General features: G+C 57.0%; 12 protein-coding genes. 9 read left to right on the forward strand and 3 right to left on the reverse strand.

The features are described from left to right. The first annotated feature begins 275 nt into the window (after positions 1-275). The 3 genes from E1297_RS47775 (at position 276) to E1297_RS47785 (ending at position 2,364) form a co-directional block, all read left to right on the forward strand. Positions 276-860 (forward strand): carboxymuconolactone decarboxylase family protein, encoded by a 585-nt coding sequence (locus tag E1297_RS47775; RefSeq protein ID WP_155151429.1) that lies wholly within the window; start codon positions 276-278, stop codon positions 858-860. Between the two features lie 383 nt (positions 861-1,243). Then, entirely contained in the window at positions 1,244-1,567 is a 324-nt protein-coding gene (locus tag E1297_RS47780; protein ID WP_155151432.1) for a 2Fe-2S iron-sulfur cluster-binding protein, read from the forward strand. Between the two features lie 11 nt (positions 1,568-1,578). Then, positions 1,579-2,364, forward strand: coding sequence for a VCBS repeat-containing protein (locus E1297_RS47785; RefSeq protein WP_209016432.1), 786 nt, complete (start codon positions 1,579-1,581; stop codon positions 2,362-2,364). Positions 2,365-2,448: 84 nt separating this feature from the next. Here E1297_RS47785 and purD read toward each other — a convergent pair whose 3' ends face one another. After that, positions 2,449-3,711 (reverse strand): phosphoribosylamine--glycine ligase, encoded by a 1,263-nt coding sequence (gene purD, locus E1297_RS47790; protein WP_155151437.1) that lies wholly within the window; start codon positions 3,709-3,711, stop codon positions 2,449-2,451. A gap of 77 nt (positions 3,712-3,788) precedes the next feature. Between purD and xseA the strand changes: the two genes are divergently transcribed. Next, a complete protein-coding gene (gene xseA / locus E1297_RS47795) occupies positions 3,789-5,273 on the forward strand; it encodes an exodeoxyribonuclease VII large subunit (protein ID WP_155151441.1) in 1,485 nt (494 codons plus the stop codon). 72 nt (positions 5,274-5,345) lie between these two features. Here the strand turns inward: xseA and E1297_RS47800 are convergent, their stop codons facing one another. After that, entirely contained in the window at positions 5,346-5,741 is a 396-nt protein-coding gene (locus E1297_RS47800) for a hypothetical protein (RefSeq protein WP_155151444.1), read from the reverse strand. 153 nt (positions 5,742-5,894) lie between these two features. Between E1297_RS47800 and E1297_RS47805 the strand changes: the two genes are divergently transcribed. From E1297_RS47805 to E1297_RS47825, 5 genes are all read left to right on the forward strand, one after another. Beyond that, positions 5,895-6,533, forward strand: a complete 639-nt coding sequence (locus E1297_RS47805; RefSeq protein WP_155151447.1) for a lysoplasmalogenase — start codon at positions 5,895-5,897, stop codon at positions 6,531-6,533. 58 nt (positions 6,534-6,591) lie between these two features. After that, the gene (gene ftsY / locus E1297_RS47810) at positions 6,592-7,740 is read left to right on the forward strand and encodes a signal recognition particle-docking protein FtsY (protein WP_155151450.1); all 1,149 of its coding nucleotides are present in this window, start codon (positions 6,592-6,594) and stop codon (positions 7,738-7,740) included. Between the two features lie 77 nt (positions 7,741-7,817). Continuing rightward, the gene (locus E1297_RS47815) at positions 7,818-8,720 is read left to right on the forward strand and encodes an EamA family transporter (RefSeq protein ID WP_209016433.1); all 903 of its coding nucleotides are present in this window, start codon (positions 7,818-7,820) and stop codon (positions 8,718-8,720) included. Next, on the forward strand, positions 8,704-9,351 hold the full coding sequence (locus tag E1297_RS47820) for an inner membrane-spanning protein YciB (protein ID WP_209016434.1): 648 nt from the start codon (positions 8,704-8,706) through the stop codon (positions 9,349-9,351). Before E1297_RS47815 ends, E1297_RS47820 begins: the two co-directional genes overlap by 17 nt. 150 nt (positions 9,352-9,501) lie before the next feature. Next, on the forward strand, positions 9,502-10,170 hold the full coding sequence (locus E1297_RS47825) for a Crp/Fnr family transcriptional regulator (RefSeq protein ID WP_155151453.1): 669 nt from the start codon (positions 9,502-9,504) through the stop codon (positions 10,168-10,170). 229 nt (positions 10,171-10,399) lie between these two features. Here the strand turns inward: E1297_RS47825 and E1297_RS47830 are convergent, their stop codons facing one another. Next, the gene (locus tag E1297_RS47830; protein ID WP_368669873.1) at positions 10,400-11,896 is read right to left on the reverse strand and encodes a Do family serine endopeptidase; all 1,497 of its coding nucleotides are present in this window, start codon (positions 11,894-11,896) and stop codon (positions 10,400-10,402) included. Positions 11,897-11,947 lie beyond the last annotated feature (51 nt).

Genomic DNA, 11,947 nt, shown 5'->3' on the forward strand with positions numbered 1-11,947 from the left:
TTCACCCGCTGGCTGGAAACAGTAAGCGCCCGCCCCGGAGTGCAGGCCGGCCGTGCACTCCACGCCGAACTGAGGGGCGACCACCGGGACAAACAATCGCAGGGGGTTTTGTTCAAGCGATAGATCATCTGGTGCGTCACGACCTCTCAGCAGGCCCGCATCAGGGAACGGTAGGGGTTGCCGGAACACGGCGATGTCTCACCAATGTTGCCTGATCCTTGCTGATCTGCGTTAAAATGTGCCTGACCTCAGCGCTTTACCGTCAGGAGCACCAGATGACAGGCCCCATTGAACCCAGAATCGACAGTGTCTCGGTTCCGCTCCCAAAAGACGCGGACCTTCCTCCGGAAGTGCTGCAGCGGCTGGAAAAACTGCCACCGCTGAACAATCTGAGAATGTTCGCGAATGTTCCCCAGTGTTTCGAACATATCACCGATCTGATTAACGCGCTTTTCAATCAGGGAACCATCGACCCAATGCTGCGCGAATACATGTATCTGCGTATCGCCATAAAATACGGCCTTTATTACGAATACCGCCATAACCTCGGCTTTGCGAGGCAGCTTGGAATGAGCAAGGTTGAAATCGACGCCCTGCATGTGGACGGGAAGGTCGATGGGCTTGATGAGATAGGCAACCTCGTATGTGCTGCGGCCGAGGAAATCACCGAAAACCTTAGAACCAGGGATGAAACGCTGCGCGCGCTGTTCGCGCATTTCGGCCGTGAGCAAACCAGCGAGATCATCTTGCTGGTGTCATGGTTCAACCTGCTGATCCGATACGTAGAGGCCACGCGGGTTCCCTGCGAGCAGGACATGGAAAATCTGACGTCGGGCGGGGGACCGTTGCGACTGGATTAGTTGCTGCAGATCGGTGTTCGCGCCACACCCCTTTGTACCAGAAGGTCCAGCCTGTCTGAGATATTCCCAATCTCTTCCGCGACCACATGGGGTACTAACTGCGCCTGCTGCATCTGACCCGTAGTATTCATAGGCCATTCAAAGATCTCTGTGCGACGGCGTTACGTACGCTTCAAATAGAAACAAACTGGTTGGTCAGCAGACCCGCGCGGCCCGACATGTCATGCGTTATACCGCGTGAACCCAGCGATCAGCATAAGAACAAAGGCAAATATACATCAATAAAGTCCACTCGCGGCATGCCGAGTCGCAAATGAGGCTGGAAAGACCTAAATGCCTTCACTAAGGAAGAATGCGACAAGCGAAAGAGGAAGACGCACGCAATGGCAAAGATCACCTATGTCGAGCATGGCGGTACCGAACATACAGTCGACGTCGCCAACGGCCTGACCGTTATGGAAGGTGCCCGTGACAATAACATCCCCGGCATCGAGGCCGACTGCGGCGGCGCCTGCGCGTGCTCGACCTGCCATGTTTACATCCACCCGGACTGGGTCGAGAAAATCCCGGCCAAGGATGACATGGAAGAGGACATGCTGGACTTTGCCTATGAGCCCGACCCGGCCCGCTCGCGCCTGACCTGCCAGATCAAGGTCACTGACGCGCTGGACGGCCTCGTCGTACAGATGCCTGAAAAGCAGATTTGATGCATTCCAAAGTGCCGCGCCTGCCCGTACACTTGTGGCTACGGCAGGTCCGCGGCGCTTTATTGGTGTTTTATCTGTGTCTGGCGGGGGCGGGCTTCGCCACCGCCGCTGACACTATAACCTCAGCCCGTTTTATCGAGCCAACTACACGCTATGCGCACGCGGTTTTAGGCGACGACATCGAGTATGGCGCGCTTGAAATCACGGTGACAAATTCAGCACCACAAGGGCTCTTAATCCAGCCAGTCTACAAACGCTCGGTTACAACCATAAAATTGCCGCTTGATCGCGTCTTCGAAGACCTCGAACCGCGCATCGCTGATGTGAACTTTGATGGCATAGCTGAGGTTATCGTCGTCGAATCCAGCGTCCACACTGGCGCACAGCTTGCGGTCTATGACTCATACGGGAATAAGATTGCCGCCACCCCCCATATCGGCACCCGTTTTCGCTGGCTTGCTCCGATCGGGGCCGCCGACTTGGACGGGGATGGTCATGTTGAGATTGCCTATATAGACCGCCCGCACCTGGCCAAAACCCTTCGTATCTGGCGCTACGCCGACGGTGATCTTCAAGAGGTCACTTCCCTGACGGGTCTCACCAATCACCGCATTGGCGAAGACTTTATCACCGGTGGTTTGCGAAACTGTGATGCCGGACCTGAGCTTGTTGTTGTCGACTCCGACTGGCGCAACATCATCGGAGTTCGTTTCGACAAGGGTTGGGTGCAGAGAACCCTCGCACCATTTTCATCCTCGGCCATGAAGCAGGCCCTGAGCTGTTCGTCAGGGCGCTGAAGCAACCCGCAATAGCGGGTTGCTAAGCCCAAGGCCTTTGATCTTGCATCTTTGATGCAGGGTCAGGGCGCGGGAGCGCTCGGATCAGAGAGCTCGCCAACCGATATCGCGACGGAAGAACCCTTGTGGCCAGTCGACCCCATCGACCATCGCATAAGCCCGATCCCGCGCTTCCTGCAGGGTATCTCCACGCGCTGTAACGTTCAGAACGCGCCCGCCAGAGGCCAGAATCTGGCCCTCGGCAGATTTCGTTCCGGCGTGGAACACCATGTTGCTGCTGTCTTCAGGCAATGCATCCAGACCGTTGATAACGGTCCCTTTTTCGTATGAGCCCGGGTATCCGTTCGCCGCCATCACGATCGTCATGGCATGGTCATCTGCCCAATTCACCTGTGTCTCACTCAGACGACCTTCCGCAGCAGCCTGCATCAGGTCCATTACTTGCGCCCCTAGACGCATCATCAGGACCTGGCATTCCGGATCCCCAAAGCGGACGTTGTATTCTACCAGTTTCGGATGTCCGTCTTTGATCATCAGCCCTGCGTACAGGACGCCCTGAAACGGTGTTCCACGACGTTTCATTTCTGCGATGGTCGGACGCACAATCTGATCCATTGCTTTGGCTTCGATCTCAGCGCTCAGAACAGGCGCAGGGGAATAGGCACCCATTCCACCAGTATTCAAACCGGTGTCGCCTTCTCCAACGCGCTTGTGGTCCTGCGCTGTACCGATCGATAGGATATCCTCGCCGTCACACAAAACGAACAGTGAGGCCTCTTCACCCTCCATGAATTCTTCGATGACAACCTCGGCTCCCGCGCCACCAAAGGCACCGCCAAACATGTCATCAATGGCGTCCAGCGCGGTTTGTTCATCCATCGCGACAATCACGCCTTTGCCGGCGGCAAGGCCATCCGCCTTGACCACAATCGGCGCGCCCTGCTCGCGAATATAGGCCTTTGCGGGCTCCGCTTCGGTGAAGCGCGCGTAAGCCGCAGTCGGGGCACCTGATGCGTCACAAATTTCCTTGGTGAAACTTTTCGAAGCCTCCAGCCGTGCCGCTTCGGCCGAGGGGCCAAAAACCAGTACACCCGCTTCGCGCAACCGGTCGGCGACACCTGCTGCCAGCGGGGCCTCGGGGCCGACGATCACGAAATCAATCGCATTTTCTTCGGCAAAGCTGACGACCGCTCCGCCGTTTTCGATATCCAGTGCCGCGCAATCTGCGATCTGAGCTATTCCGGCATTTCCCGGCGCCACGATCAGACGGTCACATTTGGGGTTCTGCATCACCGCCCAGGCCAGACTGTGCTCGCGTCCGCCGCTGCCGAGAATGAGGATATTCATTGGGGTCGTCTCCGATCTGCTTGGCCTCGCCTGCGCGGCGTTCTAAGCTGGGAGGGCTGACGAAACAAGGCGCTGAAATGTCCGACCTTCTTGATGACCCCATTCCGGGTCAAAACACCCCTGAATATTCCGTCTCGGAAATCTCGGGCGAAGTAAAAAAAACCCTCGAAGGTTCGTTTGGGCGAATCCGTGTACGCGGCGAGGTCGGCCGCGTGTTCAAAGCCCGATCCGGGCATCTGTACTACGACGTCAAAGATGACCGCAGCGTTCTGGCCTGCACAACATGGAAAGGCCAGATTGCCGGATTATCGGTTGTTCCCGAAGAGGGGCTTGAGGTTGTCGTCACCGGTCGCCTCACCGCCTTTGGTGCACAGTCGAAATACAACCTGAACGTGGACGAGGTTGCCGTTGCCGGTCAAGGCGCGCTGATGGCCCTGCTTGAAAAACGCAAAAAGCAGCTCGAGGCCGAAGGTCTGTTCGCGCCCGAGCGTAAGAAACAACTGCCATATCTGCCTCAGATCATCGGTGTGGTGACTTCACCTTCAGGCGCGGTGATCCGTGATATCCTGCATCGCCTGCGGGATCGATTCCCACGCAAAGTTCTGATCTGGCCGGTCGCTGTTCAGGGTGCCAACTGTGCCCCCGAAGTTGCGCGAGCCATCGAGGGGTTCAACAAACTGACACCCGGGGGCGCCCTGCCCCGTCCCGATCTGATCATCGTTGCCCGTGGCGGCGGTTCGATCGAAGACCTATGGGGTTTCAACGAAGAAGTCGTGGCCCGGGCGACAGCCGCCTCGGATATCCCGCTCATTTCGGCTGTGGGGCATGAGACGGATACGACGCTGATCGACTTTGTCTCCGACCGCCGCGCACCTACCCCAACCGCAGCGGCGGAACTGGCGGTTCCTGTCCGCATGGAATTGCTGGCGTGGACCGGTGAACAGGGCGCACGCCTGTCCCGCGCGGCAACTGACGCTGTTCAACGCCGGTCACAGCGCCTGCGGGACCTGTCGCGCGCGCTGCCAAGGGCAGAAACGCTGCTGGACACGCCCCGGCAACGGCTTGATCAGGTTTCGGAGCGTTTACCGAATGCCCTGATACGCGGAGTACAGAACCGCCGCGTCAAACTACTGGATACATCAGCACACCTGCGCCCTTCGACCCTACGCGGATTGGTCGAAACGCGCCGCGACCGCTGGCATAACCTGTCTTCCCGCCTCTCATTGCGCCCGATCCAGCGAGAGCTTGAGACCCGGCGAGACTCTCTGAACCGGCTGACAGAAAGGCTGAATACGGCACAGGCAACGCGGCTGGATCGGTTGCGCCAGCAACTCGACGCGACAGACCGCCTGCGGGAAACGCTCAGCTACAAGGCAACGCTGGACCGAGGATATGCTGTCGTACGTGCCGAGGGTGATGTCGTCACGACCAAGTCTCAGGCATCGAAACATGCGGTACTGGAAATCGAGTTTGCCGATGGCCGCCTCAAAACCGGCGGAGCAACAAAATCCCCTATCAAGAAGGCCAAACCAGACGCACCTGATCAGGGTTCCTTATTTTGATGTTTGCTGACGATCCGGGCCAGATACACCTTTCATGGCCCTGATCTGTCACATGCCACCCGATGTTATCGCTCAGACGCCGACATCGGGCCCATAGCAGATCATCTCTTCGCCTATGTCATCGGCTTCGTACAGCTCTGTCGCATTCGGATCGCCTTCGAACTGGGCAATCAGGCCGCCCCCCGACTTGGTAAACACCCAGCATTGCGGGTCCAGCCGGTCTTCATAAACAAAGCAAATCTGTTCCTCGCGCTCGTACCAGACACCTTCCTTGCAGTCGCCGTCCAGAAATGACCAGATCACCCTGCGGTTTGGCAAATAACGCTCCACCCCATAGGTCACGCCATCGAACCCATAAAACAGGGTTTTTCCCTGCGTATAGGCATCGAACTCGGCCCCGGACAGTGGCGCTTGCGCAGAGACTGCCTGCGCGGAAAAAGTCAGAAGAATCACGAAACGCTTGAGCATGTCCGCATACTGTCAGAAGCGATCCGCATGTGCCATTCACCCTTTACCGATCTTCAGGTTTATCAAGGTAACTCCACGTCACTGTTGAGTAATTTTTATCTTCGGGGCGACACTGAGAGATAAACCCAAGAAAGACACGTTCCGGGGCAAGACATGACAACGATCCTGATATTGGTGGCGGCTCTATGCGCACTGGCCTACCTACCGATGACCGTGCAACCTGCCAGCAGTTTGCGAACCTTGCTAAAAACTGCATCTGTTGCGGTGCTCGCGCTTCTTGCCCTGCTGAACGCGGCCCCGTGGTTGCTAATCCTTGCGTTGGCGCTTTGTGCGATTGGTGACGCCCTGCTGTCGCGAGAAACCGACGATACGTTCATGGCAGGTATCGGAGCGTTTGCAGCAGGCCATCTGGCCTATATCGCCCTGTTTTTGACCCACCCGGCCAGCAATGCAGAGTTGATCTTCGACCATCCTGCGATTTTCTGGTCGCTGGTCATCCTTGGCATCATCATGGCCACCTTGCTGACACCGCGTGCCGGGGATCTGAAAATCCCGGTTCTGGCCTATATCCCGATCATACTGGGGATGGGCGTGACAGTACTGGCTCTGCCCGAATCCGGTGCTTTGCGATGGGCGCTGCCCGCCGCCCTGGCCTTCATCGCCTCAGATCTGATCCTCGCGACCGAGAAATTCCTACTGCCCAAAGATCACCCGGCTCTGAAGCTGACACCCTATCTGGTGTGGCCGCTCTATTGGGGTGCGCAAGCCGGCTTTTACTTTGCCTTCTCGTGACCCTTTGCAACTGGCGTAAATCCGCATTAGGTGAGGGTAACACCTGCGGAGACCCAGAATGGCGTTTTTTTCCAAGCTCAAGGACCGGCTTTTTAAATCTTCATCCCGCCTCGAACAGGGGCTGGAGGCCATTGTCGAAGATGGCGGCGAGGAATCCCCAACGCCCGATCCAATAATTCCGGAGCCCGAGCCGGAACCACAACCCGTTCCGGAAGTGCCCGAGCCAGCCCACGCGCCGCAACCGGTCGAGACGCCCTCGCCTCAGCCGGTTGACCCGACACCTGCTCCTCCTCCCCCGGAAGTACCCGAGGCAACCCAGTCCAAAGGTATTTTAGGCCGCCTGTTCAACCGCGATGATCGTCCCGTGGTCCGTCGTACGCTGGACGATGACATGCTGGAACAGCTTGAGGAATTGCTGATCGCATCGGACATGGGCGTAGACACAGCCTTGCGCGTCACTGCCAACATGGCTGAGGGACGATATGGCCGTAAACTCTCGACCGATGAGATCAAACAGCTGCTGGCTCAGGAAGTGGCCCGCGTGATGGAACCGGTGGCAAAGCCATTGCCCATCTATCCCAAGCGCCCACAGGTTGTTTTGGTCGTCGGCGTCAATGGTTCTGGTAAGACCACAACCATCGGCAAACTCGCCAGCCAGTTCAAATCGGCTGGCAAGAAGGTCGTAATCGCGGCTGGCGATACCTTCCGTGCCGCGGCTGTCGAACAATTGCAGGTCTGGGGCGATCGCGCCGGCGTTCCCGTTCTAACGGCACCGGAAGGCTCTGATCCCGCGTCGCTGGCCTTTGATGCGCTGACCAAAGCGCAGGAAGAAGGGGCTGACCTGCTGATGATCGACACTGCAGGTCGCCTGCAAAACCGGGCCGATCTGATGGAGGAACTGGCCAAGATCGTCCGCGTCATCCGTAAAAAGGATGAAACTGCGCCTCATAACACGTTACTGGTTCTGGACGCGACAACCGGTCAGAACGCGCTGAGCCAGGTCGAAACCTTCCGCAATCTCGCCCATGTATCGGGACTGGTGATGACCAAACTGGACGGAACGGCCAAAGGTGGTGTCCTTGTCGCGCTGGCGGATAAATTCGGCCTGCCGATCCATGCTATTGGCGTTGGTGAACAGATCGATGATCTTGCCCCGTTTGATCCCGAAGAATTCGCCGCTGCGCTGACAGGTCTCGAAACACGCTAAATTCTCAGCATCATTGATATTTCGAAGGGTGCAGAGGCACATCGCCTCCCCCTCTCTTTCCTGCGAAAGGCCATATTGTGAGCGAATGGCTCATTTCACTTGAGGGGACTGAGGCAGGCCACAGACTGGCCCTTGGCCTTGCCCTTATGGCTGCCTTTCTACACGCGGTATTCGGAGCGCTGCAAAAGGGGCGGCACGATCCGTGGCTTTCGCGCGGTGCAATCGATGCATCATATTGTTTGATGGCCGCACCCTTCGCCTTTTTTGTGGTCCCATGGCCCGAACCCTACATGTGGCCTATTTTTGCGACCGTCTGGCTGATCCACATCTTCTACAAAACCCTTCAGGCTATGGCCTACACCAAGGGTTCATACACGGTGGTCTACCCTGTCGTTCGCGGCACTGGCCCCTTGTTCACCGTCATCGGAGCCTATTTGCTGTTTGGAGAGATCTTCTCGGGCATTCAATGGCTCGGGGTGGCAGTTCTGCTGTCAGGAATCTTCGGACTGGCAGCCTATAACTTCCGGTTTCTCGAAACCAATCGCGAAACTCTTGGAATTGCGCTCGCGCTGGCCCTCGCAACCGGCCTGTTTGTGGCGCTTTACACCACCTATGACGCATACGGAATCCGCGCCACTGCCGATCCGTTCACCTTTCTGGCATGGTTCTTCATGATCGACGGAGCAACAATGCCGATCTACGCCTTCCTCAGATGGCGCGCCATGATCAATCGCCCTGCTATCGGTCCTTTGATGTTGCGGGGGCTTGTAGGCGGGATCATCGCCCCCATGTCATTCGGAGCGATTATGCTGGCAACACGGCTCGACAAGGTGGGTGAAGCGGCGGTGTTACGTGAGACATCCACTGTGTTTGCGGCCTTGATTGGTTGGCTTGCACTCAAGGAAACAGTGGGACCACGGCGCATCGCGCTCATGGCATTGATTGCATTGGGCGCCGTAATAGTTGAAATGGGCGGATAAACAGCAGGACGGAATCATGACTGGCAAGAAAGAGATCAACCCGTTTCTCAAACAGGTGCTGGAGCTGGGGCCGCCGCTGGCCTTTTTCTTCATCTACCTGCGCCTGCGGGACGACAGCTTTCTGATCGGCGGTACCGAGTATTCCGGCTTTATCGTCGCGACCATCATCTTCGTTCCTCTGATGCTGGCGGCGATGGGAATACTTTGGTTCCTGACCGGCAAGCTCAGCCGGATGCAGATCTTCACCGCTTTCATGGTCATCTTCTTCGGAGGTCTGACCGCGTGGTTCAATGACGAGCGTTTCTTCAAAATGAAGACCACGCTGGTTTATGGCTTCTTCTCCCTCATCATGGGCATCGGGCTATTGCAGGGGAAATCCTACCTTGCCTATGTGTTGGATGAGGTGCTGCCCATGCGCGATGAGGGCTGGATGATCCTGACCCGTCGCCTGTGCGCTTGTTTCGCCGTACTGGCCGTTGCAAATGAAGTGGTCTGGCGCACACTTTCGACAGATCTCTGGGTTAAAATCGAAACCTTCGGCTTTCCAATCGCATTAATGGTTTTCCTGATGCTCCAGATCAGCATGTTGCAGAGCTACATGGAAGAACCCGATCGCCCGCAGAAAAAATGACTGGAGTCTCTCAATAAGAAACTTTCTGTGAAAAACTTAGTATTTACGGGATCGAAACGTCAAAAAGCCGAATAAACTCCTTGGCTTGGCGCGAAAGCTGTGTGAGGCTGGTGCCCACCCACCACTCACAACCAGAGAACCGTGCCACCAATGACGGCCTTTCCGAATAGCGGATTTCTTTCTGAAGCTTCCGATGGTCTGCGCGAAATGCTCGCAGCCCAAGCATCCGAGATCACCCTGGATCAGGGACAAGTGCTTTTTGAGCAAGGGGATGAAGGCGATGCACTTTACGCCCTGATCGAAGGCATGCTCGAGGTTTCATTTTTGGCCATGAGCGGCCGCAAACTCGCGCTTAGTCTGATGCGACCGGGTGAGGTGTTTGGTGAGATCGCCTTATTCGACAATGGCCCTCGCACAGCGACCATTACAGCGGCCGTTCCATCGCGTGTGCTAAGGGTCAGACGCGATGATGTTATGAACCAAATTCGCAAACAGCCCGATCTGGCTGTCGATATGATCCGGCTGGCCGGTCTGCGTATGCGGTGGATGGGTGCACAGCTGAACGAGCAAGTGTTCCTACCGATGCCGATCCGTCTGGCCCGCAAACTGCTGCATCTGGCCAGTCAGCAGGATTCTCCAAGCGAACGCATTACCCTGTCGCAAAGCGAACTGGCCGAGTTCGTCGGGGCCACACGCGAAGCCGTGTCCAAGACGATCTCGAACTGGAGACGCAGCAATGTGGTCGAGGCATCGCGCGGCGGCCTGGTCATTCAGGACTTCGACGCGCTACGGCAACTGGCTGAATCTGACCTCATCTAACCATATCTGACTCGGTGTGATCCGCTTCACATACAGTGCCTCCAGCTTAGACTAGTTTGACAATGGTTACCGTAGGGGGCCAGCGTATCATCCCCGATATCTGTCCACTGGCCTCTCCCTGTACCAGAGCCATATGCCTCCCCGGCATATGGCTCTTTTATTTTCAGCACCGCAGAATCAAAAAAGGCCGGGGCGATGCCCCAGCCTTGGTATTTCTCAGGCACCCAGCCTATTCCTGCTGAAGGCTCAGCGCGACAAAGCGCGGGTCACCACCGCGACGCACAAGCAGCAGCAATGACTTGCGCCCCGCCTCACGAGCCTCTTCCATACGCGCATCAAGGTCGTCGATCGAAGTCACCTTTTGCTGTCCCGCCTCGGTGATCAGGTCACCGGCACGCAGACCTTTGGCATATGCCTCAGACGCTTCGTCCACATCAGTGACAACCAGGCCCTCTGCCTCGGCATCCAGGCTCAGATCCTCACGCAATGTGTCTGTCAGAGGCGAAATCGTCAGACCAAGCACATCCGTGTTTTCTTCTGCCGGTGCATCAGATTCTTCCTCATCCTCACCATTCTCAGCTCGTTCCGCATCTTCGCGGCGGCCGAGCGTTACCAGTACGGTTTGAGTGCCACCGTCACGGTGCACGACAACACGTACAGACTTGCCAACGGTGGTCTCACCAACCTGCCGTACAAGGCCACGTGTATCCTTCACCTCGACGCCGTCAAAGCTGAGAATAACATCACCCGCCAGCAGTCCGGCTTCTTTGGCAGGGCCTTCCGGTACATCACTGATCAGTGCGCCACCGGGTTCATCCAGCCCCATCGCCTCGGCCATGTCTTCGGTCACATCCTGAATACGAACACCCAGCCAACCGCGGCGGGTTTCGCCAAATTCACGCAGCTGGTCGACGACTTTGACAACAACGTTGGACGCCATCGAGAATCCGATCCCGATCGATCCACCGTTAGGAGACAAAATCGCCGTGTTCACACCAATAACTTCACCATCCATATTGAACAGCGGCCCGCCCGAGTTACCCCGGTTGATCGCAGCGTCAGTCTGGATGTAGTCGTCATACGAACCGCTCAAGGCACGATTGCGTGCCGAGACAATTCCCGCAGAGACCGAGAACCCCTGCCCCAGCGGGTTGCCCATCGCAATAACCCAGTCACCCACACGTGCGGTGTCACTGTTGCCGAACTGAACGTATTTCAGCGGACTTGATGCTTCGACCTTCAGCAACGCAATATCGGTCTTTTCATCTGTCCCGATCACTTTGGCAGGCAGTTCCTTTACGGGCTGACCATCGCCGGGGAAAAACTCGACCAGGATTTCATCCGCTTCGGCAATGACGTGGTTGTTCGTAACGATGTATCCATCTTCGGAGATCACGAAACCTGAACCGAGGGCATTGCTACGACGCGGACGATTCTCATCTTCCCCGTTGCGGTCTTGAAACTCGCGAAAAAAATCTTCGAACGGAGAGCCTTCGGGCACGATCCCCTGTGGTCCCGTCTGACCTTCGATCAGGGTCGAGGTCGTAATGTTGACCACCGCCGGGCTGATCTTTTCCGCCAATGGCGCAAGGCTCTCACCCCGCGCCTGTGCCGCCGCAGTCTGCGCCAGTACCAGAAGCATTCCGGCAAACAACAGCCACATCAGCCGCATCTTAATAAAAACCTCATCCCGCCGGAGGGAAATACTGCGTGCTTTTGCCTGCACCTGGGGTCTCCTTGTCGATATGCATTATCCAGCCACCCCGCAGGGGCAACC

It is taken from the genome of Roseibium sp. RKSG952, from assembly GCF_009711355.1.

What these genes read in the sequence shown, in the direction of transcription:
- ftsY (WP_155151450.1), top strand. Translation starts at nt 6,592, where the DNA reads ATGGCGTTTTTTTCCAAGCTCAAGGACCGGCTTTTTAAATCTTCATCC.
- E1297_RS47780 (WP_155151432.1), top strand. Translation starts at nt 1,244, where the DNA reads ATGGCAAAGATCACCTATGTCGAGCATGGCGGTACCGAACATACAGTC.
- E1297_RS47775 (WP_155151429.1), top strand. Translation starts at nt 276, where the DNA reads ATGACAGGCCCCATTGAACCCAGAATCGACAGTGTCTCGGTTCCGCTC.
- E1297_RS47805 (WP_155151447.1), top strand. Translation starts at nt 5,895, where the DNA reads ATGACAACGATCCTGATATTGGTGGCGGCTCTATGCGCACTGGCCTAC.
- E1297_RS47800 (WP_155151444.1), bottom strand. Translation starts at nt 5,741, where the DNA reads ATGCTCAAGCGTTTCGTGATTCTTCTGACTTTTTCCGCGCAGGCAGTC.
- E1297_RS47825 (WP_155151453.1), top strand. Translation starts at nt 9,502, where the DNA reads ATGACGGCCTTTCCGAATAGCGGATTTCTTTCTGAAGCTTCCGATGGT.
- purD (WP_155151437.1), bottom strand. Translation starts at nt 3,711, where the DNA reads ATGAATATCCTCATTCTCGGCAGCGGCGGACGCGAGCACAGTCTGGCC.
- xseA (WP_155151441.1), top strand. Translation starts at nt 3,789, where the DNA reads ATGTCCGACCTTCTTGATGACCCCATTCCGGGTCAAAACACCCCTGAA.